Genomic DNA, 25,551 nt, shown 5'->3' on the forward strand with positions numbered 1-25,551 from the left:
GAAGGTAAACGGCAGCCTTATTGATTTAGAATACCCAAAAAATAATCACAAGCCAGGAGATAATCAAAGTTAAAATGAACCATTTTTCCTGCAAAGAAATTAAAGCGTAGCAAATATAAGAGATAGTTAACATCACAATAGAAGTGATCTTAACATACCATCCAATAGATTCATTGGAGAATGCATAAACAAATAAAGAGATAAGAACAAGAACCATAAATATGTTCCCTACAGTCTTTAATATACTCTTTTTGTCATCAAAGTTCATAATTTCAACCTCCAAAATATGTATATTATATGTTATAATTATACAGCATCCAGATAGTCATAAGCATTAAAAAACTTGAAAGGATGATTGTTAGTGAAAAAAACAGTTCTAACTACCCTATCTCTCGGACTCCTATTCTCAACAGTGGCTCCACTAACTAGCCATGCAGAATCCATCTCAGAACCTACACCAAGTTATATCACTCAGGTTAATTCAACACCACTTCAAGAATTAGTTAAAACATCATCAGTTCCAGTCATCCAAGAGAATGGAGAAATTTCAATTCAAGCTGTACCACCATCAACAAAATGGAAGGTTGTAGATCATTTTAGAGGGAACTCTAAGAACATAGACACTGCAGCTGAATTAGGAGCAAGAATTGCTGCAGGATTACCTGGTCTTAAATACTCCTGGGCTGGTATATTCGCTCAAGCTGTGTTTGGAACATTCTATCACAAAAAACCAACTCGTTATTACTCAACAACCCAATACTTAGCCTACGACAAAAAGTATAGATACACAATCGTTGATATGTACGTCTACAAAGACAGTAAATATAGCAAACAAATAGGTTATGATTATAAAGTTTTCAGAACTCCTAGATAATGTGTTAGATATAAAGCCCTTTTAAAGGGCTTTTTAGCTTTTTTAAACAAAAGGCCAGAGAGTATGTGAGGGAACTCTCTGGCCTATAGTGGCTGATATACCAACTATGATACATATACAGGATACTTTAAATTTAGGATGTATTCAAGCAGCTTTTAGGTTTAAATAAAATGGGAATTTTATTTAGAGTCAAGAGGAGAAATTCACTTCAATATATGCTAGAGACTTACTTATCTGAATTTTTTGATTCCCTCAAAAAACTAAGTGCTAAAATGGGATATGTTACAAACGAAAGGTGGAATAATATGGCTAGTTTCAGAAAAAGAGGAACTACATGGCAATACAGAATAAAACATAAAGACCCTTTAACTCAAGAGCCAATCGAAGTCTCCAAAAGTGGATTTAAAACAAAAAAAGAGGCACAGATAGCTGCAAGACAAGAAGAGGAAAGATTGATAGGTGATTTAGAAATTAACGGAGGAGAAACCCTTTTAAAGCATTATCTTAAAGATTGGCTCGCTCAATACAAACAAGGTAATGTTAGGAAAAACACTTACATTCTTCATGAACGAAATGTTAATACAAAAATTCTCCCCTATTTTAAGGAGATTAAACTAAAAGATATTAAACCCTTACGTTATCAAAAATTTATTAATTATTTAGCAGACCAGGGATACAGCAAAAGAACAATTGAAATCATTCACGGGACAATGTTCAACGCTTTAGCTACGGCAGTAAAGCCTCTTAAAAAAATTGAAGAAAACCCATGTGAAGGGGTAACAATTCCAAGGGCTAAATCTAAGAAAAAAGAAAAGTTAGAATACATTAAGTCAGATGATATTTCCCTCTTCCTTAAATTTGCAAAACAAGATAATTATTTGTACTATATCTTCTTTAAAACTTTACTTGAAACAGGAATGCGTAAGGGAGAAGCAGCTGCTTTACAAAGAAAGGATATTGATCTAAAAAATAACTTCATCAACATTAACAAATCATTAGACTTTCAAGTTAAAGAGGGAGAAGAAATATTTGGAGAAACAAAAACATATGAATCCGAAAGAAGAATTAAAATTAGCAATTCATTAGCAAAAGAGTTAGCAACACACATGAACTATTTAAATGATAATAGAATAGTTTTTAATGAGATTTACGAACATGAATTAGATCTTGTTTTTTGTAGACAGGATGGAAAACCTTTACCAAAGTCTACCCTCTTCAATGCACTCAATCGCATTCTGAAGAAAGCTGGATTAGAAAAAATGCCAATTCATGGTTTAAGACATACTCATGCTGTCCTTCTTCTAGAATCAGGTGCAAGTATGAAGTTTGTTCAAGAAAGACTCGGATATAAAAATATAACCATCACATCGGACGTATACTCTCATATATCTGAGAAGCTTGAAAATACATCAGTGGATGGTTATGAAGAATAACATGAATTCACTTTTGTCCTAAATTTTTTTAATTTTTTTGGTGGTCAAAAAGTGGTCAAACTAGTTGTTTCTAGTTATCCCACTTGACTTGACCACCTAGTTATTAATCTAAAACCCTATCAAATCAAGGTTTATCAGATTAATACTGAGACATATACTGTTCGCGCTCCCAAGGATGTACTTGCGTGCGGAATATAATCTAGGCAATATTTCAATGTCATAGTGCATGATAAACGTTGAATTAAGAAGGTTTTGTTATTTCTCTTCGAATAAGAAATCATCAAGTATATTATATTTGTGGGTGTTTTGTGGGTGTCTTTGTGGGTGCCCACATCTATTCATTTTTAGATTTTTATTGTAAGCTAAAGATATACATATAAAGGGAATGATAATATTGAATATAAATAAAATCAGATCTGCGCTTTACAAATCGGCAAAGCTTCTTGGAGATGTTAACGCAGCCAAAAACGGAACACTTGGAAAAAGAGTGGCTCGCCGTGCAGCCGGAAAAGCAACAAATAAATTATTAAAAAAATTGTTCAAATAAAAGGGATTTGGAAAATTATGAAGTAATGTATCTATAGAGAGGAGTTGATAAATGATGATCGCACGCGAGCTACCAGTAGGAACCCATCAAATCGACCCACCTGTAGGAATGGGCTTAGGTCGTGAAATAAGAGTAGGTGGATAAATAAAAAGGCTCTCTCATATGAGAAGGGCCTTTTTATTATTGGTCGACTTGACAACCGCACTTACAAATGAAATGAACATGTTTATTTCCATACCAATTACACACATAATCAGATGATTTATTAAGACACGAAGGACAGCTAACGCCTGGTTTGTTCTCCGGCTCTCCTTGATGCTGTTCATAAATTTGCAAAACCTCTTCAATCAAATTTGGTACTCTTTCTAATCCCTCTTCCAGCTCTTTTGATAACTTTTTCATATATCTCACCTCTACATGGCACCATATCAGAACAAACGTTCTCGCGCAATAAAAAACCCTTTTCAGGGTTCTTGTATTAAGTGCCAACAGGTCTTTCTGCAACTTGTATTTCTGTTCCAACTGGTTTTTCACTTAAATAAAAGTCAGATTGAGTAATCAAACTAGCGCCAACAGCTAACCCACTTAAGACAATAGCTGTAACAGACACACGAAGTATTAATCTTTTCATCCTATTCCCTCCAACTGCCTCATTTTCTTTTCGGCTAAAATAGCTCGTTTAGAAAATTCAAGAGCATCCTTATAACATTCTTTCTCCTCGCAGTACCGAGAGATAATCAAGGAAAGATCAAGAACACTGTCTAAGTCATTCTTTTCTTGAAGGAAATGAATATAACTCAAACAATGCTCAATCGTTTCGTTTTGATTATCTTGAAGAAGTTTATAAATGATGTTTATTTTAGCCTCATACACTTTATTCTCTTTTTGGTTTAAATTTTCCTGTCCTTTTTTGTAATAATATACAGCCTTATCTTTTTGGCCCATGAGGAATAACTCTTTTGTGACCATGTAAAGAGAGTTAATGTAATAAACTGATTGTCTCCATTCTTTGTTTCGGATTGCTTTTCTTAGTGCATTAAGGCAGTCTTGGGATCTATTTGCTGCTGAGTATGTAATACTTAAATTGTGATGGATTTGGGCTTCGAAAAATTTATCACCAAGCTCTTTTGAAATTCTAATCGCTTGGAAATAGGCTTCTTCAGCTTTATCAAACTGGCCTAGATCAGTATAGTTAGTTCCAACAACCATCAATGCAGTTGCAAACTTTCTTTTGTAATTTTCATTCCCTTTATAAATGTTGAGAGCGTTGTTTATATAATTTAATGAAACAATACTTTGCCGTAGCATCATGTACATTGACGCCACTTTAGAATAAAATTCAGCAGCTTCAATTTCATCCGGAATGACAGATAACTTTTTCTCTGCGATTTTAAAAAGGCTTATGGCATTCTCAAAGTTTCGATTATATGATTCGTATAACGCTTCAAATAAAAAGAAATAATACTCTATCATGTGATCAGTTTTTTGAATTTCTTTTGCGTGTCTTTTATTGAAATATGAATGCTTAGGGAAGTCTGATCCTTTAACTTGGTACATCATCATTTTATGTCTCTCTTCAAGCAAAGAGTAATACATCAATACCTCTTGATCTTCCACCATTTCATCAAACAGAGCTTTAACCTCTTTAAAATATTTCTCGGCAGCCTCAACATCTTGCTGTTTTATAGCGATATACCACTCATTTAAGATATTAGCAACATACTCAGAAGCAAGTTTACTCATAATAAACCCCTCTTTCCGTCAAAATTCTAAATACTCAAACAAATGTTAACACACGTTTAACATTTTATGTCATATATAGAAATAATTTTCGACATAGCGCAATTTATTTTTCGTTATGGCGCAAATTTCCTTTAGGGTAATTTTTACTATTTTTTCAGAATGATGAACTCATTAAAAAATGAGTCTGCCGAACTTAATACTATGCGGCCAGAATTCAACTGAGTTAATAGTACCTATGTAATTCGAATCATTCTTGTAACTACATATTTATTATCAGCTGCTCTCTCCTAAACTATGGTAAAATCCCTGTGTTAAATTCCATATGAAAGGATATGATCATGAAGGTATTTGAAGCCAAAACACTGCTTTCCGAAGCTGAAAACCGTGCAAAAGAATACAAAGATTTAAAAAGTAAAATGATCAAATTAAAGAAAGCATTCAAAGCTGTCGCTGATTTAGATGATAGTGAGTTTTCAGGTAAAGGTGCAAATAACATCAAATCATTTTATGAAGATCAGGCCGGCATTGCTGACCAATGGATTGATCTAATTGAGATGAAAATATCATTTTTAACGAGTATTCCTGGTATCTTGGAAGACGCCAGCTTATCAGATGCCTACATAGAAGAATCCTTCCTAGAGCATGAGTTGGCCAATGCTAATTCCAAATCAAAATCCATCATGTCAGAACAGAAAAAGGCCATCAAAGACATATTAAATGAAATACACGATGTCCTCCCCTTAGATGTTTTTTCAACGGAAGATTTTAAAACTGAGTTATCTTCTGCTGAGAAAAAACGAAAAAATACAGTCGAGAAAATAAGTGAAGTCGATGAGAACCTAACGTCAGAATATGCCTTATCAGAAGCAAATGAACAAATGATTCAGGCTGATTACCAAGCACTCATAAACGCAACAACAACAGGCAAGAGTGCCTCTCCCATCCACTATAATGCCAAGGCTTATAGGGACAGTGAAGTCCACAAGATGACTGAGGATGTAAAAAAACAATCGACTGATTATATCGCCTTTAAAGATCAGCAGGCCGAACAAAGAATGATAGCAAAAGAACAGGAAGAGCTTGCAAATAAGCCATGGTACGAAAAAACGTGGGATGTTGTTTGTAATTTTACAGGGGAAGTCTCCGGATATTATGATTATAAAAGAGCCGCCGATGGCGTTGATCCTGTAACCGGTGAAAAGTTGACAGAGGGCCAACGTGTAGCAGCTGGCGCAATGGCTGCAGCAGGTTATGTGCCCATTGTGGGATGGGCAGGTAAATTAGGCAAAGGTGTAAAAGCTGTGTATTCAACTAGCAAAGCGATCTCCAAAGCAGACAAAGCGCTTGATGTCTATAAAACGCCTAAGACATTTCACGCTCTTCAAAACTCCAGCAAAGGACTTTACGGTCTCGCATCTGCAAACGGTTTTAGCGAAGCAATAACTGGCCGGGATATGTTTGGGAATAAAATTTCTGATGAACAACGACAAAACAGCCTTAATCATGCGTTATCGATGCTTGGCGGATTCGGTTTGCGTGGAGTCAGCAAAAACTTAAATGTGAAAAATTCTGATATTCCTAAGAGACCATCATGGCGACAATCTGAAAAAGATGTTGGAAAAGATTATCCTGATTACAGTGAACAAAAGTCATTTATAGATGGCAAAGAAGTCCCTTATGGAAAGAAAGGCAGCTCCCGTCCGGACTTCTATAAAACTGGGCATAGTATAGAGGTTAAAAACTATAAGATTACTACACCAAGTGGGAGAAGTAGGTTAGTAAACAATGTTTCAAAACAAGTTGAAAAACGACTCACTGACCTTCCTAATAATACAAAACAATCTGTAGTCATAGATATTAGGGGCCAGTCAGTTTCTGAAGAAATAATGGACGACTTATATGATAAGATAATGAAAAAGACTAACGGAAAAGCAGATATAAAATTCAAAACCAATTAGAGGTGAGCACGTTGGCTGTAGGATTTAAGGTTAAATATTACTGGTATCAAGTTGGGCATGGAGACTTCTTACATTCATTTTTTTCAACCGTAAGCTACCATTTAGAAGAGCATGGTTGGGGATCGAAATATCCGCATTTATTAAATGAGCTTTATCAAGGAAAGCTTGAAAGCAAAAACATTGATCCTGCCCTTGAAGAATTAGAAGATATAAAAGAGAAATTGAAAGAGTACAACCCTTCACAAGTCATTTGGGATATTGAAGATGTTAGTAAAAGGCCTCCATGGGGAGATAACATAAGTGAAGAAATCACCGACTTGTCTAATTATTTTGTTACGAGTGATGGGGAGGATTTTATAAAGATTTTAAAAAGTGCGCTTGAAAAAGGAAAAAAAACAAATTCAGAAGTGTTAATTGATAGTATTTGAAAAAAAGGCCCTGACTAAAGGGCCTTTTTTATTTTAATAGGACTTCAAGTTTTGCTTTTGTTTTCGGTCCGTAGATACCATCTGCAGATAGCCCGTGCATCAGCTGGAACCGTTTGACTGCGTTTGCTGTTTTCGGACCATACACGCCGTCAATACCGTTATTCTTCGCCCCTTTGTCTGGATAGAAATAAAGAGCCGCCAGCGCTTTCTGAATCTGTGTTACAGACGCGCCTTTCATCATTGGGCTTTTCACTTTATAGATGCCAGAAGGTAGCGCATATGACGTTTTCTTTTTGCTTGAGCTTGTTTTCCCGCCCAGTGACTTTAATTCTGCTTCAATGGCAGCCTTAACCTCGTCCCATCTACCCTCTGACAAAATACGGTGAGGGCAATATTTGCCGTTCCAGTCTTGATGCTTGCGGACACGATCAATACCCCAGCCGCGCTCTTTGAGCAGCTGCGCCACAAATTTGATTGCCAGTTTTTCTGCCGCCTTATATTTAGGGCCTCCTGACTTACTGTAACAGATTTCAACGCCAATAGATTTACGGTTCCCGGTGCCGTTTTTGCCGTCCCCTGTGTGCCATGCGTTTCGATTTAACGGCAACCCTTGAATAACCTCTTTGTCATCAACGGCAAAATGAAAGCTTGTCGAGCTAGTATTTCCGATCATATAGCTGATCTCATTGGCAGCTGACGCATCATTCGCTGTATTGTGGATGGTGATGTATTGAGCGTCCATGTGATTAGGGCATTTCAAAGCGTATTTTGCTTCTGATACAAGATTCTTTTTCACTGTGATTGTCATAAGGGTTCTCTCCTTTATTTTTGATGTAGAAAAGCCGCCGGGTTACCCAGCAGCCTGTTCATCCTTTTCATTTGTTTGTTCGTTGTCATTTTCGATTACATGAAGACGATCAGTAATGGCAGCCGGAATCTTAACGCCGATCTGTGCAAGGTTCTCCGTAATGGAAAGCCCCTCATTGGCGATATAAAAAAGAACGGTTCCAAATGTCAGGACGCCGTTCAGATTGAGAATTGTATCTATGATGTTTGCCACGATAACCACAAGAAAACTGAGCATCTTACGCACATAACCGAACCATGCGCTACGGCTGCGGAGCTCCTTAAACTTCCACGCTTTCACCACACCGGTAAGGATATCAATGATATTTAGCACCAGCATTAAATCAAGATATTTCACACCCCCAAACAGATAAACTCTCGCTAAATCCAATGTTTCAAAATTAATAAACACCGTTGTCTCCTCCATTTCTTGTTATCACCTCCTTAGAGGCAAAATAAAAAACGCCTATTAAGCGTTTATCCTTCTTTATTCAATTCAACCCCAGCAGGCTCGTCAGTCTCCCCAGAAGGGACGTCGCTGGGAGAAGGGTAATCCTTTCCGGTAATTTCTTTGTATTGTTCTGTAGTAATCCATTCAATCTCAACATATTCCTGTACCTTTTCGTCTGTATAGCATTTCCATTCATAAAACTGCTTAATGTCCGCTACTTCTGGATACCGAGCCATTTAATTTGCCTCCTTCAATTCTTCAATTTGTTTTTGCATCTGTGCAATGACTAAAGCCTGTTCTGCTTCCCTCATACGTCTTTCCTCGTTTTCCTTCTCTGACTTTGCAATCTGTAAGGAAAGTGCTGCATTCTGCTGCTTCAAAAGGTCAACTACTGAGATTTCTTTGCCGCCTGAATTTAAAATAGCCTCGATCTCTTCTTGTGTGGCAGTCTCTGACCATTCCTGATTCTCTGGATCAAACTTAGGTTTGAAAAAGGAAGGTGAATCCGGCAGCGCCACGGTCGTGCAGTCTGCTGGGATGATATAATCGCCTTTTTCGTCTATTTCTGTGACCAATACCGGTTCAACATATTCTAAATTCTCATCATATCTATAAACCTGTAACATTCTTATCCTCCTTAATCTAACGGAATCGGGTTAACATCCATATAATAGCCGGTGACTGCGTTGTTATCATTGGACATTAAACCAGTCAATTTTAAATCTCCTGTACCATAAACAATGAGTTTACAAAAACCAGTTATTCCGGTCGTTGACGCGAGAACAACCGCACCGTTACTTGGAACCACAGAGGAAGGTATTGAACCAATCACGACTTCCCGCGGTGCTGTGATCTGTCCTCTGAACAAAAGCAATTTGCCCCACTTAGCATACTGGAATGGCCTGTCTCCATTAGCTGCGCCGTTTTTGAGTGTGACGTTTTGCCAAGTGATACCCTCGTAATCGGCGTCTGTTATAAGCTTTTTCCATCCTTTAAAAACGTTGTTAGTGTGGACCGTAGCGTGCCACAGGGTATTATCGTAACTTCTCCAAGCTAAGATTGATTTTCTCCCGGAACCCCCGTCTATAACGTCATAATTGAACCACGAGCTATCATTTGAAACGGGATTGTTTTTCACTAGATTTCCTGAAGCAAAATAAAATCCAGAACTCAACGAAAGAACATCAGCCCCATCAGCTAATTGAGTTCGTTTCCCGTCATCTTTTGTCAGCTTCGCCAGCTGGCCGCCGTTCCATTTATCTCTCTCATTTTGTGAGATATGCCGGATGGAATTGTAGTTATGAGCGTTAAAATCAGCCAAAGAAGCCTGCTGAACATTATCTACTTTATCCAGCCCAACTTGCGCTTTTGTTACGGAATGTGGGTTATCTTTTCTATTTGCGTGAGCATCTACTTTTGATTGGGCACCTGTGATGGACTCTGCAGGAATCCAATTGATCTTCGTATGATTCGAATTGTAATAGAACCACCAAGCATTCCCGTTCACGTCCACGGCGTACCCCATGCCAATCCCTGGCTGTCCTACAAGCTGCAGACCGCGCAAGCTTGATGATGACGGGTTATCAGTAACGGCATTTGTCCCATAAAAAGAGACAGTCCCGACATCTTTAAGCGAATCATAAAAAGAGCCCTCTGTGAGGTTATATTTCTGCGTTCCGTTCTCTGCTGTTATCCTAAAAGTTTGACCATTATTCCACTTGGTTCTCTCACTAGAAGAAATATGTTTGGTTGCATCCGATACATGAAGGTCAAAATCTTGTTTAGGAGCTTGCTGCACATTGTCCACATTGCCCAATCCTATTTGGCTTTTCGTCACCCCGTGAGGGTTCGACTTATTCCTTGTGTGATTGTCCAGATTCGCCTGGACAGCGTCAGCTTTCTCCTGTGCGCCTGCCTTTGTCTCAACATTATCCAAGTCTTTAAATTTCTCCTGGAGGTCCGCCACTATCGCCTCAACTGACTGCCTCAATGTCTCAAAATCTTCAATGTAATACTCAGCAATTGGGACAATATCCGAGTCAATAAGGTCTTTGTCTATTTGAAAAGTAAACTGAGTGACGCCCAGTGACTGTTTATTGTCGTAATACAGATTAAGAGACGCTTGAACCTTGCCGTAATGCTTGATTTCTTCACTTGTCAAAACGTATTCAGCAATGCCGTTTAGCTTATCTACGATCGTAATATTCTTGATGAACTTACTGCCATCGACCATCACCATAACAAGTTTCCCAGTCACCGCGGACAAAGGTAAAGGGACGCCATCTTTGAACACTTTAAAGGTCAATTTGGCCGTCCCTATATCTTGCGTACTAAAATGTATGTTTGTTGTCCTGCTGCTTGAGCCAGTGCCGACATTGGCACTAATCGCAGCATCTTTATAGACCATGAATCCCCCTCCTTACCCTATTGGGAAGCTTATATTGACGTATGTGTAAGTGACCGCATCTAGATTGTTTACTGCGAAACCTAAAGCCGCAACTTGCCCATTGCTGCGAATCCCTATTTTTCGATCTCCTGTAGTACCACCAACCTGACAGCCTCTATACCAACTTTTACGTGGCCGGGCTCCTGCCGGCAAAATAGCAAACACGACTCCGTCTGTTTCCGGAATATTAACCCTTCCACGCAGATGAACGAGCCCACCGTTTATGGCGTATTGCAATTTATCGTCTGAATCCGGATTGGAGGCCCCGTTTTTCAAGGGTAGATTTGTCCAATCTAAAGACTGACTGGACATAAGCTCCGTCCAATCCCCAGCAACGCCCGCATTTGTTACAACACGAGTAAACATCTTTATTGATCGTCCTGTGGAGTTTCGTGTAAGAGTCTGAATAACAGACCCTGATATGTCAGCTGGCGCAACATGAAACCACCAACCCGCGTCCCCGCCTGCTGGGTGGTCCGTCAGCTTGGAAGTCTCGGCTGTAGTCATGTAATAGTAGCCCACTTGACAAAAGTCTTTCAGTTTCGTTATTCCATCAGGCAGCCGCATTGCGTATCCGTTGTTTTTCGTTAACGGGTAGCCCTGAAACCCTTGCGATAGGTCTGTGGCAAAGGCTGCTGCATTGTCTTTTGAATGATAGGCATAGACTTTTGCCAGACGCTTTCCGACTGGACCAGTTGCAATCGCAGCGAATAGCGACTTCTTCCCCGTCATTGGGTCCTTATAAAGAAACACGGATTCCGGCTCCCGAAAATCCCCCTCGTATTTCCCATCAGGACCCCGGCCAAAGTTACACGTAATACGTTTTTTAAGCTTCCCATCTTTGAAGCTGAACAAAGACAATTCAGCCGGATAGGCGACGCTGTTTGTGTCTCCTGTGTACCAATACAAGTCGTATCCGTCTATAGTAAAGCCCTGCAGATAATGCAGATCGTTTGGAACTGTCACTTCTCCCAAGAGATTATCAATACCGTTTTTCACATCATTTAATTTACGCAGCTGCACAACGCTGTCATCGTTGCTGTCTTTTAAACGCAAAGCAATTAAGCCGTTTTGCTGATCAATTACAGGAATCGCATATAATTCACTGAACTTGTTATAGCGTTTGATTCCTCCGTTTCCGCCGTTAATCGTTGCCCCAGCTGTATAGGGGAACCTAACCAGGTCGTTACCAATCGGACTCCCATTTGCATCGACAACATCATAGTTTGACCAGATATACACCTTGCCGTTTTCTCGTTCAAGCCCGATTGTTGTACCGTGACCTCCATGAACGACGGTCATGCTATCAAGCATTACGCCGTTTTTATTCATCCGGGTAATGACATAGTTTTGACTTTGATCTGTGTTGCCACTTCCCACCTGGGTCGCGTAAATATCGCCTGTTTTCTCGTCGATTACGAAACACTGCAGCACCGTTTTATCAGCAAGGTTCAAACTCGTGTGATAAACGGGCGGGATTGTCGTGTAATCGAATCCGTATTCTTTTTGAACAGAGGCATCAAGATCAGAGAGTGATTTCTCAATCTCCACAACACGCTCATTTGCTGTGTCAAATTCTTTACCTTCTCGATTTATGCGGAGGTCCAGAACCTCTTTTACATTCGTGCCGTCTGCTTTGGTAATCACGTTGGCGAAACGCTTTTTCATCGTTTCTAATTCTGTAGAAACAGAAAGACCGCCGTGATCAATTTGACTTGATTTGTGGGCGGTCTGTGAACTTTCATGATATTTAATTTTATTGTTTAGCAGGTTGACTTCCGTTTCGGTTGCCTTGGCGTTATCGTCCAGCTGAGTAAAGAGTTTTGCGTTTGGAGCATCCCCATGCCTCTTATTAAGATAAAGCGTCATGTTTTCACCTCTATTTCTGTCCTACTATGAGGATTTTCATTTTTGACCCTTCGGGAACCCCCAGAGGATCACTTATTTTTCCGTCTTTATAAAGGGTTATATTGATTATATTTGTGTCCACATCTTCTGCGTATAACGTATAGCCTGACTCCTTCACAATGGAATTGGCATCACCAGTCACATACTGAATTGCATAATCATCATCCGTATTCAAAGAAAGGATGCCCGCTGCCAATGAAGCAAAACCATCGCCAGAAGATACAGACCATTCACCGTTTAAAAATTGCAAAGAGAAAGTATATGTGGTCTGCTGTGAAGCCTGCGTATTCGCAAGGCTTTGCTTTATTTGATTGATCTCAGCAAGCCCAGAAGCCAATTGATTTTGATAATTCTTGATGGCCTGCTCCTGATTCTTCGCTCGCTTTTTCGCTTCAATTTCCATGTCTACACGGCTTTTTCGCTTCCCGTCAATTGTCAGGTCAGAAGGCTGTTCTGGCCTTAATGGGTTGTATGAGGCCGCTGTTGCTCTCAGCTTCCCATCAAAAGTGATTCCGTTTAGAGGCGTATCAGCATATACACGGATGGTGTCTCCTGCCATCACCGGCTCTTCTATATCAGCCAGGGCTTGATCTAATAACTCCACATAGTCAGCGTCATAAGAAACCTCTGCGTAAGGATTGACTTTGGTTTTAAGCAGCTTAATCATATCCTCTTTTTTGGTGATAGAATCATCTGTGACGGGTTCCGCCCAGGATGGTTGCCCGTTAATCAGAAACTTTTTTTCTTCCGGGTGAACATAGGTGACCGGGGGAAAGACATACTTTTCATCCTCATTTTTGAATGTCCTGTACACCCCAATAATGTTGCCGCGCAGGAGATACATGACCGGGTCAGCTTTCTTTGTGCCTTTAGTATTTGGGTTATTGCTGTCCCTGCCTTTAAAGGTAGCCACTACTTTATATGTCTTATTGTCCAGGCCGCGAATGATATCAAACTCTTTTTCTGTCGGGGCTGAATCTTTATAGACAGATATGGTTTTCGTCTGATCGCCTATTTTAAATTCCCATTTACCGCCTAGCTTCGATACAAGTGTTTTAAATTTAAAGCCTGTCCCTGTGAAAGAGAAAGAAAACGTGGCTCCTATTTTCTTCGTATAATCAGCTTTTAATGAGCTATCATACGCCCAGGTGCCTGTTTTTGAATCGTAGGGAATCGATTGATCACCCAGGATGTCTTTATCTTCCTTGAGCTTCCCGTATCCTTTCACCCGGGTTGTCGTGTTATCTTCCGTTGTTGTGATCTGTAAGGACGTGAGATTCGAAAGGTTATCCAGCCTTTTTACAATCTCTTTGCCGGCTTTTTTGTAAATGTATAAATGCGTGTTATTCGGGATGATTTCAACCCCAAAGGTAGAAATGATTTCGTCCATCAGTTCAGAGGTCTTTTTATTGCCGAATCCCTCCAGCTTTTTAGCTCCGATTCCCTTCGCATCCGGCATAATTGTAAATGTGATTTCACTGCCTTTCACTGCGTGCTTTAGTGCTTCATTGAGAGTTTTTGTACCTTCTATCGTCTCGTGAACAACATGCTTGATCGCCCTAAAGGAATAGATATGCGTAGCTGTTATGTCTTTAGTTAGCAGAGCGCCTTCCTGTTTGATCGTGGGCGTGTTAATGAAATACTGCTGCTTTTTATATCGCACCTCGTCGATAATAATAAAATTTCTTCCGACTAAAGCATTGAAAGGGATCTGATTGTATTCAGTCAAGGTAATCGAAAAAGACAAATCCTTTTTCCCCGTGACGTCATCATTCACTTTGGGCTCAACGTGAATAAGCTCATGTTTTTGGCCAGTTTTAATGTCATGAACAAACATCTGATTCAAAGAGCCTCACCCCCTATTTATAATAAAAGTGTGTAATGAATCGGATATCGCTGTAGGTAGCACCCGCAATCCTAAATTGATTCTGGCCGGCTGCAAGAGACGGAAACCGCCCACTTCTATCGGAAATAGGTGCAGAGTTCTTCAGAATGTGATGCTTCAAAAGCGTTATCTTATCCGTTTTTGAAAATTTCCCGTTCAGCGTCAGGGTTTCATTTGTTGTGATATTAGTGATTGAAATATCAGTACCCTGCAGATACATTTCGACGTTGTAATTGTAGTTAATCGGGTCCAATTTTACGTCCCCTATGTTATCCACTACAAAAGAGTTTTTATTTTTAAAGTGAAACACAGGAGTTGTGTCCCGCCTGATATTCATGCCCAAGTGAAACTTTTCGTCCTTCAATTCCATAGATGCAGTGCTGTCATTTAAAGACTCAGCAAGCCCCTGAATGGCCGTTAATGCAATATCCACTTCCTGATACTTTTTGCCGTTTTCTTGATAGATGGAAAATGCGTCATCACACGTAACAAGCCACCGTTTATAAGGCTGCTGCGTATTGATCACATAATAGGGGTCCTCTCTTATAAAAAGGTTGTACACGGCGTCCCTCTTGATTTGGAACTGATAAGAGCTATTTGCCTCCACAATCACTTTTGTATTGATTTTTCTTTCTGTGTATCGTCCAGTGTTCCCCTGCTTAAGCATCATCGTCCCGTTAATAAGCGCGCTTGTTCCTGCCGTCTGCCTTTCGAACACTGGTGCCTCCGGCCTAAATGAAGAAAGCGAGACACCTGGAAGAGTCTCGCTTAAATACTTGCCGTCTATTATTAGATCATAGTTTATCAACCTACCACTCTCCTAAGAGAAGCTTACATTATTCAGCAATCCCTTTTGGTTTCTTTCCTTGTTGTATGCTTCGTCTTGAATTTTATTTAATTCCTGGACACTCAGTATTACTTTCGGGTCTTTCGCCACAAGCTGTGTTAACAGTCTTACCGTTTGGCTTAACAGATTAATTTCGGCTTGCTGATTGCTGTTTTGTTGCTGCAGCAGAGTGACCATCGTTTGCAATGCGTTTGCATCGCTTGAGCTTGACCGGCTTTCCGGTTCATACCCAACCATTTTACCTGCCTGGCTGAGAACCTTATGGGCTTGGCTGCGCCTAAATTGACGCAACGGCAGCAGCATTTCCCCTTTATGGACCTCGGCCATGTGATCACGCGTAATCAATCCGCCTGTATCGTAACCGATGTAACGGCCGCCGCGCGCCATTGACTTCAAGCCAGGATGATTTAAGATTCCGCCGTATCTGCTGTTCAGATAGTTAATGGAGGCAAGGATCTGGTCAACTGGATTTTTGATATTTCCGTGCCCTGGTTCCTTATTGGCGTTAAAGGTACTCGGGATAAACTGCATCAATCCTTGTGATGGGTGCCCTGCTTTCCAGTTTGAATCCCATCTGTTTACAACATTCGGATTGCCGCCTGATTCCTTCATCGCTATTGTCTCAAGTGCTGAGGCATATTCTGACCCTAACCCTTTTATCTTTAAGGCTTGAGCAACCCACTTTTTGACGGCTGCAGTGCCGCCTTCACCGAAGTTGCTTGATTCTCCAAACTTATCTTTAATGAAATTAACAAAATTCTTTTTGATAAGGGAGAAAGAACCCTTTAGGACATCGCCGGTAATGCCTTTTACTTTAGGCAGTTTTAACCCCAGCTTTTCAATAACCTTTTTGACGAGTTTCGACGGGTTGCTGATATAGTCAAACACATCTAAAGCAAGGTCCTTCACTTTCCCAACGGCTGCCTTTGCTCCATTCCACATCTTTGAAATAAAGCCTTCTTTCTTCTTTGTTCCGTTTGCATAAGCCGGAACCCCTGAAAGAAAAGCTCTAGTGTCAATTGCTGACAAGACTTGTGTTCCTTGAGGGAGGTTCATAAGCGTATCAGTCGCAGGGCTCAGCCCCATGTGACCCGAAGGGGTTATAAAAGCTTCCGGTCCAGCATTTGAGCCCTTACCATCACCGAGAATGGCTAGACCTCCCGGATGCCCGCCTGTACCATTTGCATACTGCGGCACTTCCCATTTAGGGATTTTAGTATCAACCCCGATTTTTCCCAAAATCCAGTTGATACCCTGCTGAGTAAAGCCGTTGATGATTTTACCGAAGCCGCGGAGCGTTCTGTTTCCAAAGGCTTTTATTCCGTCCCAGGCTTTGCCTGCCATGCTCTTAATTCCGTCACCCATTTTCTTAGGTAGCGCCTTCGCTCCATCTACAATGTCAGTGAATTTTTTAGAAATACTAGTTTTCATGTCAGTAACAATTTTTAGAGCTTTATCTTTCAAGAAACTAAACATTTTTCCCGCATTTGTGGCGCCATCTTTAAACAAACTTTTGATCCAGCCCCACATTTTTGGGAATATACCTTTTAAGCCAGCGCCGAGAGCCTTGGCACCGCCAAGAATCTTGCCGAAAAACGAAAGTTGGATTGCATTCCAGACGACTTTTATCGCGCCAGAAAATATTTTCTTAATTCCTTCCCACATTTTTGAAAAATTCCCGGTTAGTAACCCAGAAAAAACGAGGATAACGCCCTGGATAATTGAAATCGCGCCAGTGATGACGCCCTTTATATTCCCCCAAACAGAACGTATGATCGCAAGTATAGCCGGCATGACAAATTGGACAATCGACCACACATTTTGAAGGGCTTGAGTAATAACAGAACCGTTTTGCTGCCAGAAAGACTTCCACTGCCCAGTGAGTTGACCAATGAAAGACATCACGCCGCCCAATGCCTGTTTGACCAGAGGACCAAGAGTTCCAAAAACTTGGGATGCAATAGTGCCGAGAGCCGAAAAGGTTGGCTTCATGGCGTCAAAACTTGCCTTCATGTTGGATAGGATGGGCTGTGCCTGCTGCTTAAAGCCCGAAAAAGCTGTCTTGATATTGTTTATCCCGTCGATAATGGTTTGGACCGTTAACACCGGGAAAAAGTCCATCAGTTTATCGGCACCTTTTGACGTATCACCATTGAAAACGTCCATAATGCCAGAGAAAATAGTCTTTAGATTCTTTCCGGCATTCGCGATATTGTTAAAAGTCGGTTCAAGGCTTTTCATGCCAGACTCTAAGCCAGACATGACCGGTTCAAGTAAGCTTAGGACCCCATTTCCAATAGGCTCTAACGACGCCAAGGCAGAACGTCCAATTTTTTTAAGCCTTGTCCCAAAATTATCTTGTAGGGCCTGGCCTGCTTTTTTGGTTGCTCCGCTTGTATTTGAAAAACTATTCTCTATGTTAGCCAGGACAGAGACGCCTTTTTGTCCTAAATCCTCGAACTGCGTACCCATAATTTGCTGCCCTATCTTATAGGCATCGCTTTTGTTTTTCATGCCGTCAATATCTTTCATAACGGCCGAGAAAACCAGGTCGCCGCCTTTCCCAGTCTTTTTAAACTGAGCGTATAAATCTTGGGTGTGTTTTGATAGTGACTGCATGGCTTCGTCTGCTGTTCCGTCTGATAAACGAATGTTCATTTCTTTGATCAGATCGCCAACCTTATCCAGCTGGAACGCTCCTGATTCAGCACCCGCCTGAAAGACTGAAAACATTCTTTGTGTGGAAAATCCTGCAGCTGCAAACTGATTGGAATATTCGTTAATCGAATCTAAGAACTCTCCGGAATAATCAAGGCCCTTCTGAAAACCACTGGTGATCATGTCCATTGCTGCATCAGTGGAAAGTCCATCAAATGAATTTTGCATTGCGTTGATTGACTTTGTAATGTCATTCCCATCTTGGTCAAAAGCTTTGGCAATTGTCATGGTGCCCTTCGTGACTTCTTTTACCGTGTCATCAGTTGCACCTTTTAATGATTTCACGTTTTGTTTTACGTTAACGAGTGCGTTTTTAGCCTCCCCAACGCTGTCACCGAAACCATCAGCCCACAAGCTTTTTGCTGAACTTGCAACCTTCTGAGCCTCTTTTTCCGTCAGCCCTAATTGAGCCCGAATTTCACCCTGGGCCGCCTGCGTATCAAGCGCCATTTTGGCACCAAGCCCGCCGATTGCAGCTGTTAGGGCACCGACACTGGCAACGCCTGCAGTCAACGCACCGACCAGCCCGACTTTTATAAAAGAACTGAATTTGGATACTTTCCCGCCGGCGTCACCACTTGCGTCACCGATCTCTCTTTGGCTGTCCGTCAACTCATCTGCGCTTTCACTTGCTTGGCTTTGGGCTTGTTCTAGCCTTTGGTATTGCATCTGCGCGCGCCGCAGAGACCCTTCCAGAGAATGATACGATTGAATCTGCGTATTGAGCCGCTGGGCGTATTTCTGGGCCTGCTGTGAGCCTTCGCCGTATAGCTCAACCTGTTTCTCGTAAGATTTCCGGTATTCTTCCACAATCCTCTCTTGAATGGAAAGCTCATTTGATAAACCTTCAACCTGCTTTTTGCTGGCCGTGAGTTCATCACCCATCGCTTTAAACTCTTGAACAGTCGCTTTTGTGGCTGTCCGTGCTGTTTTGAGGTTATTTCTAAGACCGGTTATCCCTCTGTTTACGCCGGCATCGTTTAGCGTGGTGTTAATGACTAAATTTCCTATTGGTCTGCCTTCTGTCGCCAAATAGTTACCTCCCTTCTATCGTTTTTTAGAAATACAAAAAGAGCGCCTTTACAGACACCCTTTTACAAAGTTGCACCGAATATTTGATAAGCAGGGACAAGTTTGTTTTCTTCCTCATGCTTGTAAGTTGCAAGATCAAAAAAGCGTTGTACATCCATGTCATCTATTTCATGAAGCTTGTAACCATTTTCTATCAAGTCAAGATACATTTGCTTCATTCTGTTAAGATAGTCCCTGTAGGTCATTGGCTTCCCTGTTATTTTTGAGACTCCACGGCCTTCTTCTTCAATTGAGCCTTTTTTTTATCTTTAACCATAACCTGATCAATAATATCTCTGAGCCAGTCAAATAAATCATCAGATTGAACACCGTCTAGAATATCATCAAATGTAAATTGATTTTTGAATATGTCCAAAACAAGAGTGATCATGTCATCCATCACATCATGCTCTGTCATTCCAGATTCTTCATCCATTGCATTTGCATGTATTTCTAAAGCTCTATACGTATATCTTGCTGTAACAATTGGCTGAACAAATGTTTTTTCTGGAACAGATACAATTTCGCCGTTTTCATCTACTTCAGCTAGGGCATAGTCTCTTAAAACTGCTTTAACCATTGTGAAACCCACCTTTTAATTTTTATAGAAAAAGCAGCCGTCATCCGGCTGCCAGTTTTATTTTCCTAAGTCTGCACTTACTTCTTCTGTTGTCATGCCGTCTGGCAGCATCCCATAAGCACGTTGATAGAATTTCTCTAATGTAAATCCATCGTTTTGATCGTAACCAATCAGGAACACAAGCCCATCCGCTTTACGCGGCAAGAATTGCCCTTCGATCGTATCTGTTTGATAGTCCACTTTATCTTCTTTCGTTTTTCCTTCCACAGAAGGGATGCCAAATTTCCCTTTTAACAAGGCATAATACACATAGCCTTTCTCATGGTGTTTTTGACGCCATGTGATGCACACGTAAGGCGGCTCCATATCTTTATGATACTCTTCAATACCATCAACAACTGGCACACCTAAAAGAGTCCTTTTCATTTCTGTGGTAAGGTCTGCGACGTTTAATTCCAGTTTTGTTTCACTAACTCCTGAACTCTTAACCGCATAAATGCCATCATCTGCATAAAGGGGTGTTAGTTCAGAAGAAACGTCCAGCTTCGCTTCAATTGCCCCCGGCATATCTACGATAGCAGAGGCTTTTTCATCAACAAGCTCAGCATATTTAATGCCGCTTAGTCCCGTCTTAGCCATTCATATCATCCTTTTCTATGTTTATTTTTTGAACATCAATTAATTTCGTCGCTCTGTATCTACGGGCGTACCGATACAGAGCAATATCCGGGTCACGGTCAAAGGCTGACGCATATTGTTTGTAGTCGTTCTCTGCCATGATCTGATCAATCACAGGCTGAATAGCCTGGGCGTCCTTTATTGTTTTGGTCCATAAATCTATTTGAATATCAACCTCAAATGTTAGGGCCCTATCATCCGCATAGTCTTTTCTGTGACTCTCAAGCTCGTTAATGCGAATCATTGGGGCCTTTTCTATGTCCTGATCTTCTTCTGGAACAAAGACCAGGAATATCCGGTCACTGCCCACAAAAGAAGTAAGGGTTTCGTTTTCACTTAAAAGCTTTTCAATTTCCTGAATGGGAAGCATCATAGTCCCAGCTCCCTCATGTAAACTTGCTGTACAATCTGCAAAACCGTTTGCTCCATCTCGTTTGATGTCCTCTCAATGAAATGCTGCGGGGGCTGCTTGATCGTTCCAAAGTTAGAGAAGTGTAGGCGGGATGCCGTTTCTTTCCCATAACCCACACTTGCATATATCTCCCCGTCTTCCTTCGCCTTTGTGTACACCACATTATCTTTCATGTGTACTTTGTGGGGGTCGTGGTCGCTTTCTCTGCCTCGGGGCGTATTACGTTCCAGAGCCTCAGCAAAAACCTGTGCGCCTGCCTGGACGGCTGCTTTGGCTGCCCTGGTATTTTTTCTTGCAAGCTTATCAAGCTCTTTTTCTATGCCGCCAATCCCGTCATCTTGCCGCGCCATCAGCTCACCTTCTCCGCAAAAACATTGATCAGGTTTTTGTCCTGAGAATTTGGGAGAATGTCTTTTATTTCATAAAGCTCATCATCATGAAGAACATGCATGTTATTTGTCACCTTCTTAACTTGCTGATAGCGAATAATGAACGTAATGCTGTTCTCTAAGAAGGTGCCAGCTGTCGTGAGCTTTTCCCTTAACTTCTGTTCTCTTATCTCAGCCCAGCAAGAAAATAAGGGCTCATTTACCACAATATTCTCCCTGGTTTCCGGGTCCTTCCCGTTCTTTCGTGTAACAAAAGTGATGCGTGTATTGAGCCGGCTAAATTCCATCTGTATACGCCCCTCTGAATTGCTGAATAAAGTTTGTTACGCCGAAAGGTATTTCTTGCAACGCTTTGTCCATTGAGGATACGCGCTGTTCATACCAGGCACCGACCAGGAACATGACAGCTGTATCAAATTTAGGGTTGTTTTGAAAGAAAGCATCCCTGTTTGGCGAAAGCGTTACGGCATCCTTGATATAATCTTCCGCAGTATCTTTTAGACGCTGGATAAACCCATCATCAAAATTGTGATCTATACGCATCGCAAGCTTTAATTCTTCAAGCGTCATTCCAACACTCCTTTACAAACAAAAAGGGACGCCGGTATGCGTCCCATTACGTCATTATTTTGCTTGTGCTACTTGTTCCAGGGCTTCAATACGTTTAACAAGTTCATTATATTGCTCTTCCGTTCCAAAACCGTCTTTACCAGGATCGCCCTTGTCTCCTTTAGGACCTTGAGGACCAGCTTCACCCTGAGGACCCTGGGCGCCGGTCTTTCCTTGAGGACCTTGTGGGCCTGTATCTCCTTTCGGTCCCTGTTCGCCAGGATTGCCTTTAGGGCCTTGCGGACCTGCTGGACCTTGTGGGCCTTGTTCTCCCTGCATCCCCTTGATAAACAGAGGATTTTCTTCACTGTTTCCGCCAAGGTAAACCCGCGTTATCGGTTTTCCGTCCGTGTCCATTTCCGATGCTGTCCAAACGTTTCCGCTTTTATTTAGAAATTCTTTCTCCATTTTTAATCATCCTTTTCAATTATTTTTTATTGTCCCACGTCTACCGCTGACTGGTCTTCTGTGCTAGTTGTCGGTTGATTGATAGTGACAAAATAGCCGGCTTTGTCATCAGCTTTCTTCACATCAAAACGAATCGCCAGGGAAAGGACCTGTCCATAAAGATCATTTTCCACCCATTTCGCTGTAGCTTTTAATCGATTCGCAAAAAGAACAGCCCTTTTTAAATCCCCGATAAACATAACCGCGTCGCCATCTTTTTCACCTAAAACAAGATCATCTACAACTGTGTTCGGTATTCCAAACAATACTTTTCCGGATGGGGATGAAATATTTTGCTGTAAAATGTACTGGCCGTTTTTATCTTTCAACGTATCTAAGAATTGGAACGCTGAAGAAGTTGCGACAATATCACGTTTATAGGCCTGTTTTAAATACACATTGAGAATTTTCTTAAGTTCGTCAGTTCCTGAGACTGTCATCGTTGTAAATGTGCGCAGAACTGCAGCAATTCGAGAATTTCGTGTATTGCGTTCAATCTGTTGCAAATAATTTGCTACCAGAGCCGTTAAGTCAACACCTGAATCGTCAATAGCCTCCTGAGAAATTGGCAATTGACCACGGTATGTTACAACCTTCCACTCCACCTTCTTAAATTTTGGTTTCGCTAACTCTGGATTTTTCTCTAGTTCTTCCACAGAGTTTAGTTGAGTGCTTGCGTTCTCCAGAACTGGATAAGTACCAGAAGAAGTTGTAACAGAAACGTTATTTACCATTGTGCCAAGGTCAACAACGTCTTCCAGTTCCTGTTGTGGCTTAGTGATTACATCAATAGGAATTAGCACTTCTGCGCCATCAGATTTCAACCCGTCGCGTTTTTCCCCTTTTGATCGCAGAAACTCTTCAAAAGCTCTTACCTCTTCTGTCTTACCTGGTTTTATGATTGTACGGAAGCCACCGCCATGCATTGATCTTTTCTCCTCGTCGTCTTCTTCTTTACCCCCAGCTGGTGCAGGGTTCTCCGGCTTAAGCCCGGCTAACTCTTCATACTCCGCAAGCTTTTTCTGCAGGCCGTCAAGCTCTTCTTTCATGGAAGTGATTTCACCTTTCAGAGCTGTAGCTTCGTCCAGCTTGTCTTCTTCTGCTCGTTTATGGGCTTCTGTGATTTTTGTATTAATGGCCGTTTGTTTTTGAGTAACCTGTGATCTCAGTTCCTTAATTTTTTCAGATAACATGTGTTTGCTCCTTTTCAAATAAAATAAGCACCCGGTTTTCGAGTGCTTTTACAATCCCATTTTTAATAAATCCAGCTGCAGCAGCAGCTTTTCTTTTTCCGGATTCCGGTTTCTTTCCTCGTACTGCTGTAAATTCCGTTTTGCAATTGTCACGTCAGTGTCTTCATAAGCCGGATAAGTAACGACTGACACATCTGTAAGCTTTGAAATGTTTCTCAAGCTCCGCAACGGCAGGCCGGTTTCCTGGTCACGAGTAAAGCTGTCTCCATCCTTCCCTAGCATAAAGCCGAAAGAACAATTAGAGATATTGCCAACCCGCAGATTTTCGTATAAATCCGATGCGTACTGTGTATTAGGCAAAGTAACATCGAACCTTAAGCCGATGTCATCAACTTCAAGCTTAAGCGTGCCGGCAGACGTCCGACCAAGAATCTTGGACGGGTCATGATCAATCAATGCCCGCACATCGCTCATGTCTGTCTGATCAAGGGCCCTTTTATCAATCATTTCAATAAAACCGCCCAGGTTGTGGCTGCGGGTGCCGAACTTTAAAGCATAACCGCTAATTACTTTTGGGCCGTCATTGTCTGAATGAGCTTTTAAGGCCCCTTCCTGCGATGTTCTAATCTCTACTTCCTTAGACATTCCCCTCACCTCCTTCACCTGCTGACGAGATCGGCAGGCTCTTTGCTTTTGCTTTCTGAATCTCGTCCATTGAATCAATGTTCACATAGTTCAAACTCATGTAACGCTTGTCCCCATTTGGTATAGGCTCGTAACCATACTCAGCCAGGGCATTGTTGAGAGAGAAAATACCGTTTTGCAGCAAGGCAATAACATTCTCGCGCTTTGTTTTCGCGTCCGTTTCTCTAAATCGCCGTGTGTCGAATTGAAATTTCCGCTGCAGGTTTAAAGGGTACGGCAGCATTTTGAAATTAAGCTCTGAGGCGATGGCCGCAAAATAGTTTGAAAGTGTATTTGTCAGATAGTCCAGGTTAGCTTGTTCAAGTGACGTGTTGACCTGCTCAATACCCAACTTGTGCGCCGGCAGCCCGAACACTTTGGCTATCTGTTTCGTTGAATGCGTGTAGTTATTCACGACCTCAAGCACTTTCGTATTGATTTCTAACTGGCTAAACTCCATGTTTTCATCGAGCACAACAACCCGCTGTTGATTCTTTATGCCAGAGTTTGCTTTTTCAAATTCATTACGGATTTTGTCCTTTGCCTCTGAAGACAAATGACCTTTTTTCATGTTTACGATACCGCTTAAGTTGACGCCTCTTCTGAAAAAGTCTGTAACAAGGCGCTTCCCAGCCTCCTGGCTTTCAATTTCATGCTTAAGACTAGAAAGAGGACTCATACCCGTTATTCCGTCCATGCTGAAAAATTTAATGTGCAGTACATTTTCCGGCTTCAAGACTCTTTCTTTGCCGCCAGACGGATAATATCGGTACAGTATTTCATTCCGGTCCTGCAGCTGCTCGGCATAGACTTCACTGTTCAATAAATGAATCAGCTCTAAAGGCGTTCCCTCTTTGTCCCGGACTATTTCCGCGTAAGACTGGCCATTCATTAGAGCGTTGGCCACAAGAATGAATTTAAAAAAGTACCCTGAATAATAATCATTAGGCTTCTCATTCAGTAACCTGAACAGGTCGGAATCCTTTTCCTCAACACCATTTTGGTGGACCATAATTGGCGACGCTGCAATGTCAGAGGAAAGAGTGAGAACCGCCGTGAATACATCGCTGTTTTTAATCGCACTGACAGACGTGTAAGACAGTCCGTCCAAGCCGAGAATGATTTCATTGAACTCTCGCGCTCCTGGGCTCTGCTTATCTAACGATCGAAAGAATGCCACTTAATCACCTCCCTTCCTCTTCTTTTGGATTCAGCAAGAAGGCAATAAGAACGAGAAAAAGACCCGCCACAATAAAGCCGGCTACTGGATGAAGATAGAAAACCCCATAGTCGATAACAAACAAGCCGGCCAAAAATAAAAGAGTATGCAAGTTCAACTTAATAAACTGACATACTCCCAACAAAAATGTATTTATTTTTCCGATTTTCATGGCGCCCCTCCTT

At 41.4% G+C, this 25,551-nt stretch carries 29 protein-coding genes; 5 read left to right on the forward strand and 24 right to left on the reverse strand.

The window, feature by feature from the left end; all coding sequences use genetic code 11:
* The first annotated feature begins 361 nt into the window (after positions 1-361).
* The 3 genes from MTN95_RS00915 (at position 362) to MTN95_RS00925 (ending at position 2,854) form a co-directional block, all read left to right on the forward strand.
* On the forward strand, positions 362-874 hold the full coding sequence (locus MTN95_RS00915; RefSeq protein WP_116315469.1) for a hypothetical protein: 513 nt from the start codon (positions 362-364) through the stop codon (positions 872-874).
* Positions 875-1,179: 305 nt separating this feature from the next.
* Positions 1,180-2,307, forward strand: coding sequence for a tyrosine-type recombinase/integrase (locus MTN95_RS00920; RefSeq protein ID WP_248336916.1), 1,128 nt, complete (start codon positions 1,180-1,182; stop codon positions 2,305-2,307).
* Between the two features lie 394 nt (positions 2,308-2,701).
* Positions 2,702-2,854 carry a hypothetical protein gene (locus MTN95_RS00925; RefSeq protein ID WP_019712644.1) on the forward strand — a complete coding sequence of 51 codons (153 nt, stop codon included), beginning with the start codon at positions 2,702-2,704 and terminating at the stop codon, positions 2,852-2,854.
* 180 nt (positions 2,855-3,034) lie between these two features.
* Here the strand turns inward: MTN95_RS00925 and MTN95_RS00930 are convergent, their stop codons facing one another.
* The 3 genes from MTN95_RS00930 to MTN95_RS00940 all read right to left on the reverse strand — a co-directional run bounded on the left by MTN95_RS00930 (position 3,035) and on the right by MTN95_RS00940 (position 4,597).
* Positions 3,035-3,256: a hypothetical protein gene (locus MTN95_RS00930; RefSeq protein WP_019712646.1), complete on the reverse strand. Its 222-nt coding sequence runs from the start codon at positions 3,254-3,256 to the stop codon at positions 3,035-3,037.
* 76 nt (positions 3,257-3,332) lie between these two features.
* Entirely contained in the window at positions 3,333-3,485 is a 153-nt protein-coding gene (locus MTN95_RS00935) for a PhrK family phosphatase-inhibitory pheromone (RefSeq protein ID WP_248336622.1), read from the reverse strand.
* Positions 3,482-4,597: a Rap family tetratricopeptide repeat protein gene (locus MTN95_RS00940; RefSeq protein WP_019712648.1), complete on the reverse strand. Its 1,116-nt coding sequence runs from the start codon at positions 4,595-4,597 to the stop codon at positions 3,482-3,484. Before MTN95_RS00940 ends, MTN95_RS00935 begins: the two co-directional genes overlap by 4 nt.
* 338 nt (positions 4,598-4,935) lie before the next feature.
* On the opposite strand from MTN95_RS00940, the gene MTN95_RS00945 reads away from it, so the two are divergent.
* Complete coding sequence (locus MTN95_RS00945) at positions 4,936-6,555, forward strand: ribonuclease YeeF family protein (RefSeq protein ID WP_248336624.1); 1,620 nt, start codon at positions 4,936-4,938, stop codon at positions 6,553-6,555.
* 11 nt (positions 6,556-6,566) lie between these two features.
* On the forward strand, positions 6,567-6,983 hold the full coding sequence (locus tag MTN95_RS00950; protein ID WP_019712650.1) for an immunity 70 family protein: 417 nt from the start codon (positions 6,567-6,569) through the stop codon (positions 6,981-6,983).
* A 28-nt stretch (positions 6,984-7,011) separates the two neighbouring features.
* On the opposite strand, the gene MTN95_RS00955 is transcribed toward MTN95_RS00950, so the two are convergent.
* The 21 genes from MTN95_RS00955 to MTN95_RS01055 all read right to left on the reverse strand — a co-directional run bounded on the left by MTN95_RS00955 (position 7,012) and on the right by MTN95_RS01055 (position 25,538).
* Positions 7,012-7,791, reverse strand: coding sequence for a peptidoglycan recognition protein family protein (locus MTN95_RS00955; protein WP_248336626.1), 780 nt, complete (start codon positions 7,789-7,791; stop codon positions 7,012-7,014).
* Positions 7,792-7,833: 42 nt separating this feature from the next.
* Positions 7,834-8,256: a phage holin family protein gene (locus MTN95_RS00960; RefSeq protein ID WP_041056416.1), complete on the reverse strand. Its 423-nt coding sequence runs from the start codon at positions 8,254-8,256 to the stop codon at positions 7,834-7,836.
* A 50-nt stretch (positions 8,257-8,306) separates the two neighbouring features.
* Positions 8,307-8,516, reverse strand: coding sequence for an XkdX family protein (locus MTN95_RS00965; protein ID WP_248336628.1), 210 nt, complete (start codon positions 8,514-8,516; stop codon positions 8,307-8,309).
* On the reverse strand, positions 8,517-8,906 hold the full coding sequence (locus MTN95_RS00970; protein WP_248336630.1) for a hypothetical protein: 390 nt from the start codon (positions 8,904-8,906) through the stop codon (positions 8,517-8,519).
* A gap of 11 nt (positions 8,907-8,917) precedes the next feature.
* Complete coding sequence (locus MTN95_RS00975; protein WP_248336632.1) at positions 8,918-10,687, reverse strand: phage baseplate upper protein; 1,770 nt, start codon at positions 10,685-10,687, stop codon at positions 8,918-8,920.
* A gap of 12 nt (positions 10,688-10,699) precedes the next feature.
* Complete coding sequence (locus MTN95_RS00980) at positions 10,700-12,595, reverse strand: phage baseplate protein (RefSeq protein WP_248336634.1); 1,896 nt, start codon at positions 12,593-12,595, stop codon at positions 10,700-10,702.
* A gap of 10 nt (positions 12,596-12,605) precedes the next feature.
* Positions 12,606-14,471: a phage tail protein gene (locus MTN95_RS00985; protein WP_248336918.1), complete on the reverse strand. Its 1,866-nt coding sequence runs from the start codon at positions 14,469-14,471 to the stop codon at positions 12,606-12,608.
* 22 nt (positions 14,472-14,493) lie between these two features.
* A complete protein-coding gene (locus tag MTN95_RS00990) occupies positions 14,494-15,327 on the reverse strand; it encodes a phage tail domain-containing protein (RefSeq protein WP_248336636.1) in 834 nt (277 codons plus the stop codon).
* A 12-nt stretch (positions 15,328-15,339) separates the two neighbouring features.
* Entirely contained in the window at positions 15,340-19,116 is a 3,777-nt protein-coding gene (locus MTN95_RS00995; RefSeq protein ID WP_248336638.1) for a phage tail tape measure protein, read from the reverse strand.
* Between the two features lie 62 nt (positions 19,117-19,178).
* Positions 19,179-19,334 carry a hypothetical protein gene (locus tag MTN95_RS01000; protein ID WP_396022364.1) on the reverse strand — a complete coding sequence of 52 codons (156 nt, stop codon included), beginning with the start codon at positions 19,332-19,334 and terminating at the stop codon, positions 19,179-19,181.
* Positions 19,335-19,372: 38 nt separating this feature from the next.
* Positions 19,373-19,735, reverse strand: a complete 363-nt coding sequence (gene gpG, locus MTN95_RS01005) for a phage tail assembly chaperone G (RefSeq protein ID WP_167568559.1) — start codon at positions 19,733-19,735, stop codon at positions 19,373-19,375.
* Between the two features lie 57 nt (positions 19,736-19,792).
* Entirely contained in the window at positions 19,793-20,374 is a 582-nt protein-coding gene (locus MTN95_RS01010; RefSeq protein WP_231834089.1) for a major tail protein, read from the reverse strand.
* A complete protein-coding gene (gene gp17, locus MTN95_RS01015) occupies positions 20,367-20,786 on the reverse strand; it encodes a tail completion protein gp17 (protein ID WP_248336642.1) in 420 nt (139 codons plus the stop codon). Before gp17 ends, MTN95_RS01010 begins: the two co-directional genes overlap by 8 nt.
* Positions 20,783-21,175 (reverse strand): HK97-gp10 family putative phage morphogenesis protein, encoded by a 393-nt coding sequence (locus MTN95_RS01020; protein ID WP_248336644.1) that lies wholly within the window; start codon positions 21,173-21,175, stop codon positions 20,783-20,785. Before MTN95_RS01020 ends, gp17 begins: the two co-directional genes overlap by 4 nt.
* Positions 21,175-21,501: a phage head closure protein gene (locus tag MTN95_RS01025; protein ID WP_248336646.1), complete on the reverse strand. Its 327-nt coding sequence runs from the start codon at positions 21,499-21,501 to the stop codon at positions 21,175-21,177. Before MTN95_RS01025 ends, MTN95_RS01020 begins: the two co-directional genes overlap by 1 nt.
* Positions 21,491-21,784 (reverse strand): head-tail connector protein, encoded by a 294-nt coding sequence (locus MTN95_RS01030; protein ID WP_014479872.1) that lies wholly within the window; start codon positions 21,782-21,784, stop codon positions 21,491-21,493. The genes MTN95_RS01025 and MTN95_RS01030 overlap by 11 nt, the downstream gene beginning before the upstream one ends.
* A gap of 54 nt (positions 21,785-21,838) precedes the next feature.
* Entirely contained in the window at positions 21,839-22,231 is a 393-nt protein-coding gene (locus MTN95_RS01035) for a collagen-like protein (protein ID WP_248336648.1), read from the reverse strand.
* A 26-nt stretch (positions 22,232-22,257) separates the two neighbouring features.
* Complete coding sequence (locus tag MTN95_RS01040) at positions 22,258-23,463, reverse strand: phage major capsid protein (protein WP_248336650.1); 1,206 nt, start codon at positions 23,461-23,463, stop codon at positions 22,258-22,260.
* A 48-nt stretch (positions 23,464-23,511) separates the two neighbouring features.
* Entirely contained in the window at positions 23,512-24,108 is a 597-nt protein-coding gene (locus tag MTN95_RS01045) for an HK97 family phage prohead protease (RefSeq protein ID WP_248336652.1), read from the reverse strand.
* A complete protein-coding gene (locus MTN95_RS01050; RefSeq protein WP_003237409.1) occupies positions 24,101-25,327 on the reverse strand; it encodes a phage portal protein in 1,227 nt (408 codons plus the stop codon). Before MTN95_RS01050 ends, MTN95_RS01045 begins: the two co-directional genes overlap by 8 nt.
* A 4-nt stretch (positions 25,328-25,331) precedes the next feature.
* Complete coding sequence (locus MTN95_RS01055) at positions 25,332-25,538, reverse strand: hypothetical protein (RefSeq protein ID WP_167568553.1); 207 nt, start codon at positions 25,536-25,538, stop codon at positions 25,332-25,334.
* Positions 25,539-25,551: the final 13 nt, after the last annotated feature.

Source organism: Bacillus sp. 2CMS4F (genome assembly GCF_023161785.1).
Lineage (GTDB): Bacteria > Bacillota > Bacilli > Bacillales > Bacillaceae > Bacillus > Bacillus halotolerans.